The 20,353-nt window shown below is 45.4% G+C and carries 14 protein-coding genes; 10 read left to right on the top strand and 4 right to left on the bottom strand.

Annotation, left to right across the window (positions count from 1 at the left end):
- Positions 1-38 precede the first annotated feature (38 nt).
- Together ACN0QW_RS14525 and ACN0QW_RS14520 are read left to right on the top strand one after the other, a co-directional pair.
- Positions 39-686: a GntR family transcriptional regulator gene (locus tag ACN0QW_RS14525; RefSeq protein ID WP_417432320.1), complete on the top strand. Its 648-nt coding sequence runs from the start codon at positions 39-41 to the stop codon at positions 684-686.
- A gap of 157 nt (positions 687-843) precedes the next feature.
- A complete protein-coding gene (locus ACN0QW_RS14520; RefSeq protein WP_417432319.1) occupies positions 844-1,410 on the top strand; it encodes a D-sedoheptulose-7-phosphate isomerase in 567 nt (188 codons plus the stop codon).
- Between the two features lie 116 nt (positions 1,411-1,526).
- Here ACN0QW_RS14520 and ACN0QW_RS14515 read toward each other — a convergent pair whose 3' ends face one another.
- Entirely contained in the window at positions 1,527-2,222 is a 696-nt protein-coding gene (locus ACN0QW_RS14515) for a D-glycero-alpha-D-manno-heptose-1,7-bisphosphate 7-phosphatase (protein WP_417432318.1), read from the bottom strand.
- Between the two features lie 457 nt (positions 2,223-2,679).
- On the opposite strand from ACN0QW_RS14515, the gene cysD reads away from it, so the two are divergent.
- The 7 genes from cysD (at position 2,680) to ACN0QW_RS14480 (ending at position 15,806) form a co-directional block, all read left to right on the top strand.
- Positions 2,680-3,588, top strand: coding sequence for a sulfate adenylyltransferase subunit CysD (gene cysD / locus ACN0QW_RS14510; RefSeq protein WP_299376838.1), 909 nt, complete (start codon positions 2,680-2,682; stop codon positions 3,586-3,588).
- Entirely contained in the window at positions 3,588-5,486 is a 1,899-nt protein-coding gene (gene cysN, locus ACN0QW_RS14505; protein ID WP_417432317.1) for a sulfate adenylyltransferase subunit CysN, read from the top strand. The genes cysD and cysN overlap by 1 nt, the downstream gene beginning before the upstream one ends.
- A gap of 261 nt (positions 5,487-5,747) precedes the next feature.
- Positions 5,748-8,105, top strand: coding sequence for a serine aminopeptidase domain-containing protein (locus ACN0QW_RS14500; protein ID WP_417432316.1), 2,358 nt, complete (start codon positions 5,748-5,750; stop codon positions 8,103-8,105).
- Positions 8,098-9,780, top strand: a complete 1,683-nt coding sequence (locus tag ACN0QW_RS14495) for a long-chain-fatty-acid--CoA ligase (protein ID WP_417432315.1) — start codon at positions 8,098-8,100, stop codon at positions 9,778-9,780. The genes ACN0QW_RS14500 and ACN0QW_RS14495 overlap by 8 nt, the downstream gene beginning before the upstream one ends.
- A gap of 71 nt (positions 9,781-9,851) precedes the next feature.
- Entirely contained in the window at positions 9,852-10,994 is a 1,143-nt protein-coding gene (locus ACN0QW_RS14490) for a thiolase family protein (RefSeq protein ID WP_417432314.1), read from the top strand.
- Positions 10,991-13,321 carry a 3-hydroxyacyl-CoA dehydrogenase NAD-binding domain-containing protein gene (locus ACN0QW_RS14485; protein ID WP_417432313.1) on the top strand — a complete coding sequence of 777 codons (2,331 nt, stop codon included), beginning with the start codon at positions 10,991-10,993 and terminating at the stop codon, positions 13,319-13,321. The genes ACN0QW_RS14490 and ACN0QW_RS14485 overlap by 4 nt, the downstream gene beginning before the upstream one ends.
- A gap of 64 nt (positions 13,322-13,385) precedes the next feature.
- On the top strand, positions 13,386-15,806 hold the full coding sequence (locus ACN0QW_RS14480; RefSeq protein ID WP_417432312.1) for an acyl-CoA dehydrogenase: 2,421 nt from the start codon (positions 13,386-13,388) through the stop codon (positions 15,804-15,806).
- 96 nt (positions 15,807-15,902) lie between these two features.
- Here ACN0QW_RS14480 and ACN0QW_RS14475 read toward each other — a convergent pair whose 3' ends face one another.
- Together ACN0QW_RS14475 and ACN0QW_RS14470 are read right to left on the bottom strand one after the other, a co-directional pair.
- On the bottom strand, positions 15,903-16,865 hold the full coding sequence (locus tag ACN0QW_RS14475; protein WP_417432311.1) for a UDP-glucuronic acid decarboxylase family protein: 963 nt from the start codon (positions 16,863-16,865) through the stop codon (positions 15,903-15,905).
- A gap of 35 nt (positions 16,866-16,900) precedes the next feature.
- Positions 16,901-17,926 (bottom strand): glycosyltransferase family 61 protein, encoded by a 1,026-nt coding sequence (locus tag ACN0QW_RS14470; protein WP_417432310.1) that lies wholly within the window; start codon positions 17,924-17,926, stop codon positions 16,901-16,903.
- A gap of 463 nt (positions 17,927-18,389) precedes the next feature.
- Here ACN0QW_RS14470 and sthA point away from each other — a divergent pair, with 463 nt between their 5' ends.
- Positions 18,390-19,781, top strand: a complete 1,392-nt coding sequence (gene sthA, locus ACN0QW_RS14465) for a Si-specific NAD(P)(+) transhydrogenase (protein ID WP_299376864.1) — start codon at positions 18,390-18,392, stop codon at positions 19,779-19,781.
- 63 nt (positions 19,782-19,844) lie between these two features.
- On the opposite strand, the gene ACN0QW_RS14460 is transcribed toward sthA, so the two are convergent.
- Entirely contained in the window at positions 19,845-20,318 is a 474-nt protein-coding gene (locus tag ACN0QW_RS14460; protein WP_417432309.1) for an OsmC family protein, read from the bottom strand.
- Between the last annotated feature and the right edge of the window lie 35 nt (positions 20,319-20,353).

Raw genomic sequence — 20,353 nt, 5'->3', positions numbered from 1 at the left:
CTGTATAAGAAGCATAAATTATAATCAAGAGGTTTACCTTGCCTGTCGCTAGTTTGGGGATGAGTGATGCAATCGCACAGCAGCTGAGAAATGACATTCTTCGGGGTGAAATTTCGGGTGGTGATCGTTTGCGTCAAGATCACATTGCTACTCGCTTTGGTGCCAGCCATGTTCCTGTACGTGAGGCTTTGCAAAAGCTTGGGGCAGAAGGTTTGGTCCTTTTTCAACCACGTCGCGGTGCAATGGTTACGCCTTTAACGCAAGAAGATGCCCAAGAAATCACAGACATGCGACTTGAATTGGAGTGTCTGGCGCTAAGAAAAGCAATGACGGTTTTTGGGGCTATTGATTGTGGCAGTGCTGAATTGGCGATCGCGAAGGGAAATGATTCCAATGATCTGGATCAGCTTATGTCAGCGAACTGGGCTTTCCACCGTTCAATCTATGCAGTAGAGAACCAGCCAAGGTTAATGAAGTCACTCGAGGCACTGTGGCTGCACAATGAACGTTATCAACGATTAGTATTCGAAACCATTCCTTATAAGCTAAAATCACAACAAGAACATGCTGAGATTCTGTCCGCTGTTAGGGCTGTCCTTAGTGAAAAAGCGGTTGATCTGCTGGCAAAGCATATCAGAGAGGGGGGCTCTAAGATGACACAGATTTTACAAGACAGGCTGCCTTGATTTCGCTTGCCTTTGGTTTGCTGCTGGACGAATTGGGATCTTCGTCATCCCGGTTTTAAATCAGTTGTTGCCATGTTGTCTTGAGACACATATTTTTGACAAAATATTATTTTATCCCAGTTAAATGACATCCTGAATTTCCACAAAAGGTTCGCTAGTGACGTTTAAAAATTATTGCCAGACGGTTGTGAAAAACTTTGAAGCTCTCAGTGCTTTGGGGGATGTTATGGATGAAGCTGCTGATATTTGGGTACAGGCGCTTAAGCGTGGAAATAAAATCATTTTCTGTGGAAACGGGGGCTCTGCGTCTGATTCTCAGCATTTAGCCGCTGAGTTGGTTGGGCGTTACATCATTGAACGTGATTCCCTTCCCTCTATTGCGCTAACGGTTGATACCTCTGCCTTGACGGCGATTGCAAATGACTATGGATACGAACAAGTCTTTGCGCGTCAACTAAGTGGATTGGGCAAAGAGGGTGACGTCTTTGTTGGTATCACGACAAGCGGTAACAGCGGTAATATTGTGGCTGCGGTTGATGTTGCAAAGAAGATGGGTATTACGGTGATGGGCTTTACGGGCCAAGGTGGTGGCAAACTTGCCGAGCTTTGTGATCTTTGTATTAAAGTGCCATCGGATACAACAAATCATATTCAAGAAATGCATATTGCCGTGGGGCACTATATTTGTGGCGTGACAGAAGTTCGATTACGCGACGAGAAATAATCGAACTTCTGTGATGGTTCATCGCTTCGGCTTTTGAAAAATGTTTATCATATCAAGAATGTTCTTAATCTGTGGTTGGACACATTTCTTCGTTTGCTTGGGTCAGTAAAAAAATTCTAAAGCATAAACAGGGGCAGTTTTTGAGCGTCTTTAATTGAGGCAGATTCTTGGATTAGATATTCTGAATTCGCTAGTTCTCTTGCCAATGAGATTTCTCCTTCTCTAGAGCCGTGTCCGGTTAATACATGCAAGCCGCCAGCTAATCCTGCTTTTTTTCCAGCTTCAAGATCTGTCGCTCTATCGCCCACGATCCATGACTTTTTCAGGTCGATTAAAAGTATGTTACTAGCTCGTTTAAGCATCCCTTTGTTGGGCTTTCTTGCTTCGTGTTCGAGATGTCCGCCCCAGGGTGTTGCACCCTTTTGGTGAAAGGGGCAGGCGAAGACTGCGTCTATAAAGGCGCCTTTGGCTTCAAGTTTTTGATGCATCCTGTTTTGCACGGATTGAAAATCGGACCAGCCAAAGTAGCCATATGCAATTCCGGCTTGGTTGGTAACGATAATCACAGGAATGTTTTGCTGATTAGCTGCTTTAATTGTCTCAGCAGCCCCGGGGATGAGTTCAACATCATCCGGGTGCTGAAGATAGTTCACTTCTTTTACAATGACGCCATCACGATCAAGAAAAAGAGCAGGTCCGTTTACTTGAAATGCTTGGTCTTTGATCGTTCTTTTTTCGCACCAGATGCCATCTTCTTGTATATAAGGCATCGTCGCGTAGGGAAAGTCAGGATCATAAAAGGGAGTATTCATGTCTTCTGTTTCGTTAAGGTGTTTCGTCAATGGAAGGAAATAGAATTATATACTCTGAGTACCTTGCGTGGAAGAAACTCTCAAGCCAATGATGACTAATTGAGATTGTTAAATACACAAAATAAGTGTTCAATATAAATTTTTATTTTTACGGAAATGATAACTATTTTTGTGTATTTAGTGTAAGCTATTGAAATTCAATGATTGTGTTGACATTAATAAAAAACAGTGAATTTGTGTTAATAATAAAAAAATATCTTTTAATGTTGTTAAATAGAGTGTAGTTACTATTTGACATATCAGATTGGTATTGATTTTTAGTATTTACTGAAAATTTATGTTCAATTTAACGCCCCGCTTTTGACTAAAGACTTGACATCTGTTGAGTTTATGGCTGCTTTGGGGCTGGATTTTTTGTATTTTACCTGCTTGATATAGCAGTATTACGGAGAAAACGGTGAGCGACCCGTATCTGACACACTTAAAACAGCTGGAAGCTGAGAGTATCCATATCATTCGTGAGGTGGCGGCAGAGTTTCGTAACCCTGTGATGCTCTATTCCATTGGTAAGGATTCTGCCGTTATGTTGCATTTGGCACGTAAGGCTTTTTATCCTTCTAAACCGCCTTTTCCTTTGATGCATGTTGATACAACATGGAAGTTCAGGGAAATGATCGCTTTCCGAGACAAAATAGCTGCGGAATATGGGTTTGACCTTATCGTTCATACCAATGAAGAAGGCCGTGAGAAGGGAATGAACCCCTTTGATCATGGTTCCGCACTTTATACGGATGTGATGAAAACCGAAGCATTGAAACAGGCGTTGGATAAGTACAAGTTTGATGCAGCTTTTGGGGGCGCGCGCCGGGATGAAGAAAAGTCCCGTGCAAAAGAGCGTGTCTTTTCTTTCCGATCAGAAAATCATCGATGGGATCCGAAAAATCAGCGTCCAGAGCTATGGAATGTGTACAACGCCCGTGTAAAGCCGGGAGAGAGCATTCGTGCTTTCCCTATTTCCAACTGGACCGAGCTGGATATCTGGCAATATATCTATCGTGAGAATATTCCGATTGTACCATTGTACTATTCTGCGGAACGTCCTGTTGTTGAGCGCGATGGTGCATTGATAATGGTTGACGATGATCGTATGCCACTGAAGCCGGGTGAAACACCCGAAATGAAATCGGTCCGTTTTAGAACACTTGGGTGTTATCCGCTTACAGGCGCTGTTGAATCCGAAGCCGCGACTTTACCGGACATCATTCAGGAAATGTTGCTAACAACAACTTCAGAACGCCAGGGACGTGTGATTGATCACGACCAGGCTGGCTCAATGGAAAAGAAAAAGCAGGAGGGCTACTTCTAATGGCCCACAAAGATACCCTTATTTCCGAAGATATTCTGGCCTATCTTAAAGCACAGGAAGAAAAAAGCCTGTTGAGGTTTATTACCTGTGGCTCTGTCGATGATGGTAAGTCAACGCTTATTGGTCGCTTGCTTTATGATTCTAAGCTCATTTTCGAAGACCAGTTAACAGCACTGGAAAGTGATAGTAAAAAAGTTGGTACAACAGGCGAAGATATAGATCTGGCTTTGTTGGTTGATGGCCTTCAAGCCGAGCGCGAGCAAGGTATTACCATTGATGTTGCTTATCGCTTTTTCTCTACCGACAAGCGCAAGTTTATTGTCGCGGATACACCGGGCCACGAACAGTATACCCGGAACATGGCAACAGGCGCATCAGGCGCAGAACTCGCGCTTATCCTTGTAGATGCGCGCAAAGGGGTTCTGACCCAAACCAGACGCCATAGCTATATTGTATCTCAGCTTGGTATTAAGAACGTTGTACTGGTGGTCAATAAGATGGATCTGGTTGACTATTCCCAAGACCGATACAACGAGGTTGTCGAAGAGTATCTGGCCTTTGCGGAAAAGTTGGATATACCGAACATTATTACGACGCCGATATCTGCCCTTAAGGGGGAGAACGTTATCGAGCGGAGTGCCGAGATGGCTTGGTACAAAGGTCCGACTTTGCTTGATCACCTTGAAACCGTTGATGTCACCACGGATATAACCGAGACAGCTTTCCGGATGCCCGTTCAATGGGTGAACCGTCCGAACCTTGATTTCCGTGGCTTCAGCGGAACGATTGCATCCGGACGTATCAAGCCGGGGGACGACATTGCCGTTTCTCCGTCGGGCAAAACATCCAAAGTTGACCGTATTGTTACCTTTGATGGTGATTTGGATGAAGCCATTGCCGGGCAAGCCGTCACAATTACGCTGCAGGACGAAATCGACATTAGCCGTGGCGACATTCTATCCAAAATAGATGAAGTGCCAGAGCTTAGTGATCAGCTAAAGGCGCATATTTTGTGGATGCAGGAAGATGCCTTGTTGCCGGGGCGCCCGTATCTTTTGAAAACGGCTGCAACGACTGTGCCCGTGGTCATTTCTGACCTGCATCACAAGGTCAATGTGAATACCCTGGAAGAACAAGCAGGTAAAACGCTGGAATTGAATGAGGTTGGGGTCTGTAATCTGGCGCTTGATCGAGCTATTCCATTTGATGCCTATAAAGATAACCGTGAAACAGGCTCTTTTATCCTGATTGATCGCTATACAAACGCAACAGTTGGTGCGGGGATGATTGATTTCGGATTGCGCCGCGCAAGTAATATTGTTTGGCAGGAGCTGGACGTTAACAAAGGAAATCGAGCGGAGCAAAAAGGGCAAAAGCCCTGTGTTCTCTGGTTTACCGGATTGTCTGGCGCGGGTAAATCAACGGTTGCCAACTTGGTTGAAAAGAAGCTTTTTGCCGAAGGCCGACACACATACACCCTGGATGGGGATAATGTGCGGCATGGCTTGAATAAGGATCTCGGATTTACAGATGCTGACCGGGTTGAGAATATTCGCCGTGTCTCTGAAACCGCGAGTCTGTTTGTCGATGCTGGGTTGATTGTTCTTGTATCGTTCATTTCTCCTTTTAGAAGCGAACGCCGTATGGCGCGAGAGCTGATGGACGAAAGCGAGTTCCTCGAAGTATTTGTGGATACGCCGTTGGAAGTTTGTGAAGAACGGGATCCGAAAGGGCTATATAAGAAAGCCCGTGCTGGAGATATCAAAAACTTTACTGGCATTGATTCCGCTTATGAAGCGCCAGTGAATGCCGAAATCGTTTTGGCTGGCGGAAGTGCGGAACCAGAAGTTTTGGCTGATGACGTTATTGCCCAGCTCAAAGAGCGCGGTTTTATATAAAACAAACATAGTTTGTTATTCGGGAAAAGGGGGGGTAATTTTACCAGCCCCTTTTTTGTGCCTTATTTTGCGCGAAAGTAGCTAATATTAATACTACCTTAGCCCGTATTGTGGTTTACTTGGTATTTGAGAGATTGAGCTAAGATGATGTTTGATCGCTGGATTGTGATTTTCAGGTAAGGATGATCGTACACAGATAATAGTTATTAGGTCGCATTCAAATACTACAGGAGTATTGAGAATAACGGCTTAGGTGGGGAGATGGATACAGAACTGGACCTCGACTTTAAACCAACATATGACTGGTGCGTGAAGGCTTTTTCTTTGGTGAAAAAGCGCCTTGGCATCAATATCTGTCTGCATGATGATTATGATAAATTCGCAGAGGGCGATATTTATCTTTTTAATCACTTCGCCCGATTTGAAACCATTATTCCCCAATATTTAATTCATGAAGAAACGGGACAGTACTGTCGTTGTGTTGCCGCGGGTGAGCTGTTCGACGGTAACGAATCCTTTGCCAATTTTTTATATGGTGTTGGGGCTGTGCCCCATAATCATCCGGGATTACTCCCATTTCTTGCTGCTGAAATCCTGCGTGGGCGAAAGGTCATCATCTTTCCCGAGGGAGGTATGGTCAAAGACAGGCACGTTGTTGGTCCTTCTGGTGAGTATAGTATCTTTTCACCAACGGCAAAGATCAGGCGCAAGCACCATACCGGGGCTGCCGTTCTTGCCCTGACTGTCGAACTATTTAAACAGCGTGTCTTGTCTGTGTTTGAAGCCAAGGAATATGCGCGCCTGGAAAGATGGGCAAAAGCGCTGGAAATGGATACAACAGAAGAACTTTTGGCTGTCGCAAGCAAACCGACCGAAATCATCCCGGCAAACATTACTTTTTATCCTATCAGGGCGAGTGATAATATTTTAAGCCGAAGTGCAGAGTTTTTCAGCAAGGGGACTAACCCGAGGCTTGTTGAAGAGATTCTGATCGAAGCGAATATGATCCTCAAGGATTGCGACATGGATATTCGTGTTAGCAAGCCGCTGGACGTGCGGCATGTTTGGAAATGGTGGGAAAAACGCCTGCTTTCAAGAGTATTTAACCAGATTAATTCCCTTGATGATTTTTTCAAACTTTCCCATGCACCGGATACCCTAAACGAAAAGATATTTAAGTTATGCAGTTCCCGTGGCACCAATCGTCTGCGCGACTATTACATGGATGCTATCTATACCGGAGTCACTGTCAATCTCTATCACTTGGCTTCGTCTTTGATCCGATATCTTGTTTTGAAAAAAGAAGCTCGAATTTCAAAGCAAAATTTTCATCGGGCGCTTTATCTCGCCATTAAGTTTTGTCAGCGAAAAGCTGATGTTCATCTGCACCGGAGCCTGACAAAACCTGAAAATTATTGGAACCTGAATAAGGGGGATACCTGCGAAACATTGGTGAAATACATGTCTGCGGAAGGCTGTGTTGAACATATAAAAGAAGATGGTGATTACTATCTGTTTGATGAGACAGTTCTTGAGATAACAGGCTATAACACGGTTCGGTTGGAGAATTTAATCCGTGTATATGCCAATGAAGTGATGCCGATAAAAGAAGCTGTTCTCAGTGTTGAAGAAGCTTACGAAACGATAGGTGATGTTGAACAATCCACATTGGCATTTCATCTTCTTGATGACGAAAATTTATCTCTTGATTGCGATCGCAAGACTTATACGAAACCACATCATATCGAGATCAATCTCAAGGAAACTGCCTGTGCCCCGGCTGAGCCCTATCTAATTGTCCCGGAAAATTGCCGGAAAACAGGTGTGCTTCTCGTTCATGGTCTTCTCGCATCACCGGCAGAGCTTTATGAATTCGGTCGGGAGATTTCCGAACAAGGATATGCCGTCATGGGGGTGCGTCTGAAGGGGCATGGCACGTCCCCTTGGGATTTGAGGGATCGCCATTGGCAGGATTGGATGGATTCAATTGGGCGGGGCCGTCAGATCTTATCCGCTTTTGTTGATGATATCAGTTTGGTTGGCTTTGCGACTGGCGGCACGCTTTCCTTACTTGAAGCAGCTCATAACCCTGACGGGATATCATCGGTTTCTGCTGTTTCTGTTCCCTGGCAATTCAAGACCAGTAATCTGTTGTTTGCACATTTGGCACATGGCTATGAAAAACTGTCAAGTTGGGTTCCGACGATAGAAGAAAAAGGTGTTTTCAAAGAGCATCCTAGCGAAAATCCAGAAGTTAATTATCGCAGTGTGCCTGTACGAACGACCTATGAACTTCACCAGCTGCACGAACAGCTTCGGGATAACCTTCCAAAAGTTTCCTGTCCTGTAAAACTTTTCCAGGGGATTGAAGATCCAATTGTCGATGCCAAAGGAATTAATGAAGTTTTTGATTTGATCGGGACCCAGGATAAAGAGTTAATTATGGTCGAATCAGAGAAGCATGGAATTCTATACGAGAATATTGGTAATTGCCGCCAAGGTATTCTTGGTTTCTTGGAAACGATTGATCAGAAAGCAGCGAATCAGCAAGAGGTGATACAAAAGGAACAATCAGAAGAACGCCTGTATGAAGAAGGGGGGGGATTGGATCATGAATGAAACGCCTAAAAAAGCATCTCATACAGGAACTTACCCCGAAGCCTCTTTGATGCGAGATGATGCGGTTCAATCTGATAACCAGTCTCTTTATCAGAATTTGGTGCAGGTTGTTGCTCGTTTCCCTGAACGTCCTTGTGTTGAGTTCCTTGGCCGGAGCTATAGCTACACGGATATTTTTGATCAGGTGCAGTTGGTCGCAGCTGGATTGCAAAGGCAGGGTGTCGGCAAGGGGGACTGCGTGGTCTTGTTCCTGCCAAACTGTCCTTATTTTGTTGTGTGTTATTATGCGCTTTTAAAAATTGGTGCGATTGTCGTTAATTCAAATCCTTTGTATGCGCCAGAGGAACTGGAACATCAGCTAAATGACTGTGGTGCAAAGCTTTTGATAACACTGGATGTTAAAGAGCTTTGCGAAAAGGTTGAAAAACAGTTCTCTCAAACACCACTGGAAAAAGTTATTATTTGTCGGCTTGCCCAAGCGATGCCGACAATCAAGGGGGCGCTATTTTCTGTGCTGCAGTTTCATAAAATATCGCATCCTTCGGGCTCTGAGTTTATAGAGTTTACTGATCTGGCCGAAAGTGCAGAGGCGGCTTATCCGGTAGATGTTTCCCGCAAGGATACCGCTGTGTTGCAATACACAGGGGGAACTACGGGGAAGCCTAAGGGCGCGGTTCTGAGCCATGGCAATGTTATTGCCAATACAACCCAGGTTGTTGCTTGGTTTTCCGATGCTGTTCCCGGCGAAGAACGTATCCTTGGCGTTTTGCCCATGTTCCATGTATTTGCCATGACCACTGTCCTGAATATGGGGATTGCTCTTGGCGCAGAATTAATTCTACTCCCTCGCTTCCAATTGGGGCAGATGCTTAAGACAATTGACCGATTGAAGCCGACATTAATGATGGGTGTGCCAACTTTGTACGGCGCGGTAAATAATTCACCCGTCGTTGAGCGGTATGATCTTTCGTCTATTAAGTACTGTATTTCAGGTGGGGCTTCTTTGCCTTTGGATACAAAAAAGCAGTTTGAAACCCTAACAAGTTGCGTTCTTGTCGAAGGGTATGGTTTGAGTGAGGCATCACCTGTCTGTGCCTGCAATCCCGTTGGCGGTCGGAATAAAGAAGGATCTATTGGGCTACCGCTACCCGAGACCAATTTTGAAATCCGGGACATAAAAGCGCCCCATGTCTTGCTAGATATTGGTGAAAAGGGAGAACTTTGTGTAACGGGACCTCAAGTCATGGAGGGCTATTGGGATAATGAGGAAGCAACGGGGCGTGCAATCAAGGAAGACCGTCTTCATACCGGTGATGTTGGTTATATGGATGATGAAGGATATGTTTTTCTTCTGGACCGTCTTAAAGATCTGATTATTTGCAACGGATACAATGTTTATCCCCGGAATATTGAAGAAGCGATCAATCGTCATCCTTCCGTGGAAGAAGTCACTGTCATTGGTGTCGCCGAGGTCGAACACGGCGAAATTCCCAAAGCCTTTATCAAGTTAAGAGAAGGCGCAAGTTTGGAACCGGATGAACTACTAGAGTTTCTGGAAGAGTATTTATCTCCCATTGAAGTGCCAAGAGAAATTGAGTTCAGGTCTGAACTGCCTAAAACGATGATTGGCAAGCTTTCCAAGAAAGAGCTTCGTGAAGAAACATCTTCGACGTAATGATTAAGAGAGAACAGTAAAAAGATATTGGAATACAGAACAGTGGTTCTGAGAACAACAGAGGTAGAAATATGGTCGATATTGTCATTGCAGGTTACGCACGTTCCCCGTTCCATTTTGCAAATAAAGGGGCTTTGGCCAAGGTTCGACCTGATGATCTCGTGGCACAGGTCATTAAAGGATTGGTTCACAAAACCGGGATTGAAGGTAAAAGCATTGAAGCGGTCTTTATGGGGTGCGCTTTTCCTGAAGGTGAACAAGGATTAAACGTCGCCCGTCTGGCGGTGTTTCTCGCGGATTTACCTCAATCTGTTGGTGGTGCAACAGTCAATCATTTTTGTGGGTCATCCATGCAAGCCATTCACATGGCTGCCGGTGCTATCTCCATGGGGGCGGGGGATGCCTATATTTGTGCGGGTATCGAATCAATGACACGGGTGCCTATGATGGGTTTTAACCCTCTGTTGAATCCGGCTCTCGCAAAGGAATACCCGCCCGCCTACGTTTCCATGGGGGAAACAGCTGAGAATGTTGCTGACAAGTATAGCATCAGCCGTAAGGATCAAGACCAGTTTTCTCTTAACAGTCACTTGAAGGCATCAGAAGCTCAGGGAAAGGGGAACTTTAAGGACGAGATTATTCCTATAAAAACAAATGCTGGCGATATGGTGGATCAGGATGGCTGTATTCGAGGAAACAGTACGATCGACGGATTGTCAGAACTTTCACCCGCTTTCAAAGAAGGGGGGAATGTAACCGCGGGGTCTTCATCTCCTCTTACTGATGGCGCAACGGCTGTTATTGTATGTACGGCTGATTTTGCAAAAGCTCAGGGGCTGGGTGTTCTGGCTAAAATTCGCAGTATTGCCGTTGCAGGATGTGCTCCTGAAATAATGGGAATTGGTCCTGTGGCGGCAACCAACAAGGCGATTGCGCGCGCAGGAATTTCTCTTGCTGATCTGGATGTCATAGAGCTAAACGAAGCTTTCGCAAGTCAGGCATTGGCGTGTATGGCAGATTTGAAACTGGATGAGAGTAAAATTAATCTGGATGGCGGTGCGATTGCTATTGGGCATCCCTTGGGGGCAACTGGCGCCCGTATTACAGGGAAAGCGGCCCAGTTGTTAAAGCGGGAAAAGGGTAAGTTTGCCTTGGCGACCCAGTGCATTGGTGGCGGTCAGGGAATAGCGACTATTCTGGAGGCCGTTGAATGAAGGGAATAGATAAAGTTGCCGTTATTGGCGCTGGCGTTATGGGGGCTGGTATTGCAGCGCAAATTGCGAATGCAGGAGTGTCGGTTCTGCTGTTTGACCGCCCGTCAGAAGATAGCGACGATCGCAATAAGATAGCAAAAGATGCTATTGGTAAACTGATCAAAAGCAATCCTGCTGCTCTGATGAACAAGCGGAATGCTAAGCGCATTACGCCTGCGAACACAGAAGATGATCTCAAGTTGTTAGCTGACTGCGATTGGGTCGTTGAGGCGATTATCGAAGACGTAGCAATTAAGCAGACGCTCTACAAAAAAATAGATAAATTCCGCAAAGAGGGCGCAGTTGTCTCGTCGAACACCTCTACTCTGTGTCGCGAGCAACTTGTTGCTGATTTACCCGAAAGTTTCAGGCGCGATTTTCTGATTACCCACTTCTTTAACCCACCTCGTTATATGCGGTTACTGGAACTCGTCTCGGGTTCTGAAGTATCCGAAGAACAGTGCAAGCTTATCGAGAGGTTCTGTGATCGCAGCTTGGGTAAGGGTGTGGTTCATTGTAAGGACACCCCGGGCTTTCTTGCTAACCGTATCGGTATTTTCTGGCTGCAATGTGCCGTTGTCGAGGCTATGAAGCAGAATGTTTCCATAGAAGTTGCAGATGCTGTGATCGGGCGACCTTTTGGTATCCCTAAAACAGGCGTTTTTGCTCTTTTGGATATGGTTGGCTTGGATCTTATGCCCCATGTTCTTTCATCAATGTCAGAAAGCCTGCCGCCTGAAGATCCTTTCCACGCGATTTATCAGGAACCGGAGTTGATCAAGACGCTTATTGCTGATGGTTATACCGGGCGTAAAGGCAAGGGGGGCTTTTATCGTCTAAAGCCTGATAGTGCTGAGAAGATAAAAGAGGCGATTGATTTAAAGACAGGTCAATACACAAAAGCGGAACGTCCCACCATCGTAATTGTTAAAAAGGCTGGTCGTAAGAACCCGCGCAAGGTTCTTGAAGATGATAGCCCTGCTGGATGCTATGCTTGGTCTGTTATGTCAAAAACCTTGGCGTATGCAGCATCACTTGCCCCAGATGTTTCTGATGATATTGAAGCCATCGATGAAGCTATGCAACTGGGGTACAATTGGAAGTATGGCCCTTTTGAGCTGTTGGACCAAATTGGCGTAGAATGGTTTTGTACTCGATTGCAATCAAAAAACACAGATGTGCCCGCTGTGCTGAAATCTGTTGGTAAGGGTAAGTTCTATCGTAAATCCAAAGGTTTTAGGGAAGTCTTTGGTCATGAAGGTCAATACTTAAAACGCTACGCTAATGCCGGGGTTCTTAAGCTTGATGATATTAAAGCGAGATCAAAACCTGTACTACGTAACCCGTCTGCATCCCTATGGGATTTGGATGATGATGTTTTGTGTTTGGAATTTCATAGCAAGATGAACTCTCTCAATCTTTGGACCTTATCCATGATGGATCGGGCAAGAGAGAAAATTGAATCCAGCGAATACAAAGCACTGGTTGTTTATAACGATGGGACGAATTTTTCTGTTGGGGCGAATATAGGCTTAATGTCTGTCGCTGCCAGACTTTGGGCCTACCCCTTTATTGATTATATGGTTCGCCGTGGTCAGGAAACCTACAAGGCGTTGAAGTTTGCCCCGTTTCCTGTTGTCTCTGCGCCCTCTGGACTTGCGTTGGGTGGCGCTTGTGAACTGCTTCTACACAGTGATGCGGTACAGGCACATGCCGAAACGTATACGGGGCTGGTAGAGGTTGGGGTGGGTATTATTCCCGGATGGGGTGGCTGTAAGGAAATGATGTGTCGCTGGGCACTGGCGACGGACACGCCAAAAGGACCAATGCCGCCTGTGTCCAAAGTCTTTGAATTGATCGGACTGGCGCAGGTTGCCAAGTCAGCAGAAGAAGCCCGGGATATGAAAATCATCCGGGCGGGTGATGGAATAACCATGAACCGCGACCGTGTTCTTGCAGATGCCAAAGAGCGTGCGCTTGAACTGGTTTCTGGATACCACCCGCCAACAGCGGCTGAAATAACCCTTCCGGGCGCAAGTGGAAAAGTTGCCTTGGATCTCGCTGTGGCTGGTTTTCGAAAATCAGGGAAGGCCACGCCACATGATGTCGTCGTTTCGGCTGCTCTTTCCACGATTTTGAGTGGAGGAGATACCGATATGACAGGTAAAGTCAGTGAGGACGAACTGTTGCAGCTAGAGCGTGAAGCGTTCCATGCCTTGTGCCGTCACCCTGATACGATTGAGCGCGTACACCACATGCTCAATACCGGTAAGCCGCTGAGGAATTAGCTGTCGTTCAGAAATTTGGCCAAAATTTGAGATTAATAAATCAAAAGAAGAAGAGGTTCCCGTTATGATTATCCTTTTCACATTCCTACTTGCGATCATTGTTCTCGCGACGCTGTTATATCGCGGGCAAGGATTTTGGGGATGGGTGTTGGCTCTTCTTGTGCTTATTGCTGGGGGTGATCTCGCCGGGATGCCAACCGTATTAACTGGATGGGCAATCATCTTTACAGCTGTCCTTTCTGGCTTGTTTGGCATTCAAGGCATCAGGCGGCCTTTTCTCACCGCAGGGTTGATGAAAATTGTCAAACGCAGCCTGCCAAAGATCAGCGAAACAGAACAGACTGCATTGGATGCAGGTACGGTGTGGTGGGATGCTGAAATATTCAGTGGTCGTCCGGATTGGACGAAGCTGGAAGAATTTAATGTTTCTGGACTTACAAAAGAAGAACAAGCTTTCTTGGATGGGCCAGTCGAAGAAATTTGTCGGGAAACAGATGATTGGAAGATTTCTCAGGATCGTGATCTCCCCGAAGAGCTTTGGCAAAAACTAAGAGACATGAGGTTTTTTGGGATGATCATTCCCCAAAAATACGGGGGGCTCGGTTTTTCTGCCCAGGCGCATTCTGCTGTGGTGTTGAAGCTCTCATCTCGATCTCTGCCTTTGTCCGTTATTGTGATGGTGCCTAACTCTTTGGGGCCTGCGGAACTTTTACTTCACTATGGGACGGAAGAACAAAAAGATCACTACCTCCCTCGTTTGGCCACCGGGGAAGAGATGCCCTGTTTTGCTTTAACAGAACCAAAGGCGGGGAGTGATGCGGCCTCTATCCAAAGTCATGGTGTTATTTGTGAAGAAAAAATAAAGGGCGAGAAAGTTCTGGGTATTCGCCTTAACTGGCGCAAACGCTATATCACGCTGGCCCCCGTTGCGACGGTTATTGGATTGGCCTTTAAACTAAGTGATCCCGATGGTTTGCTGGGCGATAAAGAGGATCTTGGGATAACCTGTGCCCTGATCCCGAGAGATACAAAGGGCATGTCAATTGGACGACGTCATGATCCGATGGGTATTCCTTTCCCAAATGGTCCCATTGAAGGCAAAGATGTTTTCATTCCAATAAGCTACGTTATCGGTGGAGAATATGGCGTTGGTCAAGGCTGGCGGATGTTGATGGAATCCCTTGCGGCCGGTCGATCAGTTTCTCTTCCGTCCTTGTCTTTGGGTGCGTCACAGTTGGCGACCCGTGTGACCGGGGCCTATTCTGCCGTTCGTCGGCAATTCGGATTACCAATCGGAAAATTTGAAGGGGTTGCGGAGCGTCTCGCGCGAATTGGAGGCTTAACTTATGGGATGGATGCGGCGCGTCAATTGACTTGTGCCGCTGTTGATGCTGGTGAACGTCCTTCCGTGTTATCGGGAATTGCAAAGGCCTATTTAACTGAAAACATGCGGACAGTTTTTTTGGATGCTATGGATATATTGGGCGGTGCAGCCATTTGCCGCGGCCCAAAAAACCTTCTGAGCAGAGCCTATGATGGACTACCCATTGCCATTACTGTCGAGGGCGCGAACATTCTGACCCGGTCCATGATTATCTTTGGGCAGGGCTCCATTCGCGGACACCCCTTTGTTCCCAAAGAGCTGGAGGCTGTGGCAAAGAACAGCCTCAAAGATTTTGATGATGCTTTCTGGGGGCATATCAACTTTACAGTTTGTAATGCCGCCAGAGCTGGGATTGATGGTTTGACCGCAGGCCGGTTTCTTAAGGTCAAAGGGACGGCAAAAGCGCGCCGCCACAAACAGTTGATCACCCGCTATTCGTCTGCGTTTGTTTTGGTCGCGGATGTTTCCATGTTGCTTTTGGGGAGTAGTCTAAAGCGGCGCGAAACGCTCAGTGGGCGTCTTGCGGATGCTTTATCCTGGCTCTACCTGGCGACAGCAGCAGTGAAACGTTTTGAGGATGAAGGGAGTTTGAAAGAAGACGAGCTTTATCTGGACTGGTTTTGTGCCCATGCCTATCAGGAAATTGAACAAGCATTGCTAACAATAACACACAACTATCCGGTTAAGTTTGTCGGAACGATGCTTCGGTTACGTTTGTTCCTGTTGGGCCGAAAAGCCCATGGTCCGACTGATATGCAAAACATTGCGCTGGCTAATCGTATGATGGGCGACCTTGGTGGGCGCGAGAAACTGTCTCGTGATATTTCCGTCTCGGATAACCCGGATGATGCCATGAGCGCTTTGGAAGAAGCCTATCGTAAAATGCTGGCTGTTATTCCACTGGAATCCCGTATCCGCACCGCCCGTAAAACTGGTATTTTGAGGGGTGTTGCACGCGAAGATCTTTATCATGCCGCTGTTGAAAAGGGTGTTGTTGATGAGGGCGAATACCAGCAGTTGCTGGAAGCGCAAAACCTAGCGGATGCCGTCGTGGAAGTGGATGACTATAGCCAGACAGCTTACAAAAGACTTAAGGGATGAGCTGGTTTTTTTAGTTGTCCTCATTAAGAGATAGTTTCCGAACGTTTGATGGGAGAAGGCATCAAACGTTCGGGAGTAAAGCTATAAAAGGTGAGATTAAATTTTATTTTCTTGAACTTCGGCTTTTATAACTGTCTCGAAATACTCGATTGTTTTCTGCAAACCTTCCTTAAGCTGTACTTTGGGAGACCAGGATAGATCTCTCGTCGCTATAGATATATCCGGCTTTCGCTGAGTGGGATCATCTTGAGGTAAGTCTTTGTAGATAATTTTCGATTTGGATCCTGTCAGTTCAATAACAAGTTCGGCAAGCTCTTTGATCGTAAATTCGTTTGGGTTACCGACATTTATTGGTCCGGTAACTTTGTCATCTGTTTGCATCAATAAGATCATAGCTTCGATAAGATCATCACGATAACAGAATGACCGGGTTTGTGTTCCATCCCCATAGATCGTTATATTGTCGTTTTGCAATGCCTGCATAACAAAATTTGAAACAACACGTCCATCATTGGGGTGCATACGCGGGCCGTAGGTATTGAAAATACGTAAAACTTTTATCCGCAGCTGATGTTGACGCCAGTAATCAAAGAAGAGTGTTTCAGCACAACGCTTGCCTTCATCATAACAAGAACGAATACCTATTGGATTTACATTACCCCAATAGTCTTCTGTTTGTGGATGTACTTCGGGGTCTCCATAAACTTCAGACGTCGAGGCTTGCAGGATTTTTGCATTGGTTCTTTTGGCCAGACCAAGCATGTTTATAGCACCGTGCACTGATGTCTTTGTCGTTTGCACAGGATCGTGTTGATAGTGGATAGGGGATGCTGGACAGGCCAAGTTGTAGATCTCGTCAACTTCTACGTAGAGAGGGAAACAGACATCATGCCGCATTAATTCAAATCTTGGATGTCCGATAAGGTGCTCTACATTTCTTCTGGTACCAGTAAAGTAGTTATCAACACAAAGCACTTCGTTCCCACGCTCTAGCAGTCGTTCGCAAAGGTGGGAGCCTAGAAAACCTGCTCCGCCGGTGATCAATATTCTTTTGTTCATTTTGTTCTACCTTGGGCGCTCACCCTACTTGACGGTCAAGAATGGCCTAATGCTGTAGCCAAGCATTGTTCCACTGTTGCCGGATTAAGTGTCATGTTGCTTTTATTGTCTATACTATCTGCAATCAAGTATTGATAAGAATGACGCATAGAGTGAGACAGATTGAAATAACATTGATTAATTTCAACGTTGCTTGGATGGAATTCAATTACGTTTCCACCTTCTGGCATAAACATAATGTTGGTTAAACCTGCTCCGTGGGGGGCGATAATAAGTTCGCAAGAAGCTGCGAGCTCTATTTGTTCTGTGAAAGAAAGCTTTTCGAAACAGACAGGTTCGACATTAAATTTATTTAGAATTGGTAAAATTTCATCTTCATTCGCGACAAGACGGTTGGGTGCCATTTTACGGCTGATATACACACGACGCTTGGGCGGTGTTGTTTTTGCCCAAGGCTGTCTGAACTTTTCGGCAACCGCCTTTATTGTCGGTGAATGATTGTTACCGACATCTCCTGCGTAGGTTGGTAAGAATAACTTCTCAAACCTTATGGAAGCGAGATCATGTTTTATATATTTAGGCTTATTCTCTCCTAGAAGTTCCAACGAAATTGGGATGAAATTAGGATTTATACAAATTTTAGACAGATATAATTGTGCGGTCACACCATTTTCTCGAGCGAGATATAGACGGGGAATTGTATCTGTTAGCCAATGATAATAGTTGTAACTCCAAACATCAGAGATCCAAAGACCTTCTGAGGATTGTTGTCTTTGAAGGTTGGAGAGGAATAAGCGCAGTCTTCCCTTTAACCTTTTTTTTCTGGCATCTGGCTGCCTGTGTGGGTTAAAGGCTTCTCTTACAACGTTGGCGTCTGACCAGACCCATCCGTTGCCAAGAATTACAGCATCATCAATTGTCAGTAGATCACTTCCAGGAACGGTTTGTTCTATTGCACTTTTGAAGAGATGCTTGTCATCCGATTTGATATTTCTTGGATAATCACGACGAACAATTATAGCCTCTGTTAGGGATGTTCGCTGGATTTTATCAGGCTTCATAAAGGAAGTGCCTCTATCAGACTTCTAAATTTAAGGTTGCTTGTCCTATTACATAATCCAATAATTGGAGCAACTTAATTATGACAAACTGGTCTTAAATGAACAAAGAAGCAGTTCTATTTTAAGCTTTTAAAATGGTTCTATAAAATCAATGTAATTGTACTAATTTGGCTTCAAGATCCGTAAAATTGTTAAGAAAAACAGGTTGTAAGTAAAGGTAAATTATAGCACTTATCAGTTTCAGAGTGATAAGCTAATTTAATTAGGCGACGGGTAACTCTCGTATTGTAATATCAGGGCATGATTTTAATTGTTATCCGATTGATGTTAATCAATAGAGATTGAATAAACCTTGAACTATATAAGCTGTGATATACAGCAAATAACATCAGCGTGTTTTAATGACATGATGTGCTTTTGTTGAAGAAAATTCGACATAGAAGAAAGATTGCTGGGGGAAAGTATGGAACGGTATGAACTTGTTGTTATCGGAAGTGGGCCATCAGGGCGGCGGGCTGCTGTTCAGGCTGCGAAATGGAACAAACGAGTTCTTGTTATTGAAAAAAGTCCTGCAATCGGCGGTGTTTCTGTTCATACCGGTACATTGCCAAGTAAGACACTACGGGAAACAGTTCTGAACTTGTCAGGTTGGCGTGAGCGTACTTTCTATGGTCGTTCCTATCGTGTGAAAGATAATATTACCGCGGAAGACCTTCTCGAACGGTTGCATATGACCTTGCAGCACGAGGTGGACAATCTTGAGCATCAGTTTGTCCGTAATAAAGTTGATTGGATACAAGGGCTTGCACACTTTGTTGACTCTAATACGCTTGAGGTTGTTGATGACGAAGGTGAGGTGACGTCTGTGCATGGTGATAAAATTCTTATTGCCACGGGCACGCAGCCTCACAGGCCTGATTACATTCCCTTTGATGGGGAGACGATCATTGATAGCGATGAAATTATTGATTTAAAAACCTTGCCGAGGTCACTTGCCGTGATAGGCGCCGGGGTTATCGGTATTGAATACGCGACCATATTCAGTGCATTGGATGTTGCCGTAACGGTTATTGAGCCAAGAGAGACGATGCTCGATTTCATTGATCGAGAACTTATTGCTGAATTCACGCACCTTCTCAGACAGCAAAATGTCACTTTCCGTTTTGGGCAAGGGGTCGAGAAAATCACGAAGATCGAGGGCGGAGGTAATACGATTACGCTGGAAAACAAGCGTATCGTTAAGGCCGATATGGTTCTCTTCTCTGCTGGGCGAATGGGTGCGACTGATAAACTGGGGCTTGATAAAGCTGGCATAACGGCTGATCATCGTAACCGAATTCAAGTTAATGAAAATTTTCAGACTGAGGTTGACCACATTTATGCTGCGGGGGATGTCATCGGCTTTCCGAGTTTAGCGTCAACATCCATGGAGCAGGGACGCATCGTTGCCTGTCACGCATTTGAGCAAGATGCTTATGACGCGCCTGAATATTTCCCTTATGGAATTTATTCTGTCCCGGAAATGTCGACGGTTGGTATGTCAGAGGAAGAAGTCCAACAGCGGGGTATTCCATACGAGTGCGGTGTTTGTCACTTTCACGAAACCGCTCGGGGACAGATTATGGGCCTCAGCCACGGTATGATGAAAATGATTTTCTCGCTTAAAACCCGACGTCTTCTTGGGGTGCATATTGTCGGAGAAGGGGCGACAGAGCTTATTCATATTGGGCAGGCCGTTCTCAATCTAAAGGGCACGCTGGAATATTTTGTTGAGAACACATTCAACTATCCAACCCTTGCCGAGGCTTATAAGGTCGCAGCGCTGGATGCGTGGAATAGAATGCCGTCTGAATAGTTTAGGTAAGAGAATTGCGCTCACGGTCAGTTTCTAGGAACCTGACCGTGGCTTTTAGCTGATTTATGTTTCTATTTTTATCTGTGGTTTGTGATGAATAGGGAAATTCACCGATCTGGCAATAAAGCATAGTTTATTTGCGTCACGATGCAGTTGTATGGCTTTTTCTTTGTCAGAGCCCTGACTAATGGTCACAATCGGGTTAAGTGTTGCCGCTGTAAACTGCCCACTCCCATCTGGATTCATGGTCATTGTCGCTGTTGACGTATCTTGATAATCGACGATAACAATTTTATTGACTGAACAGAGATGCAAATACCACAGCATGTGACAGGACGAAATCGATGCCAATAAAAGGTCTTCGGGATTATGTCGTGTGGGATCTCCACGAAATGCAGGATCCGAAGAGCCTGACAATGTAGTTTTTCCTTCTATTATAATGTCATAATGGCGATCATAGGCTTTGTAGTTGCTCGTCCCGCTTCCTTTGTTCCCTGTCCAGGAAAGGTGAGTTCTGTATTGATGCTCTTGGCTCATTGGTATAATCCCGTCGCAGCGTGTTCATTCTGGTA

The sequence above is a fragment of the Kiloniella sp. genome (assembly GCF_048259265.1).
Taxonomy (GTDB): Bacteria; Pseudomonadota; Alphaproteobacteria; order Kiloniellales; family Kiloniellaceae; genus Kiloniella.
The sequence above is the reverse complement of the archived record's forward strand: the minus strand, read 5'-3'. Positions and strand labels throughout refer to the sequence as shown.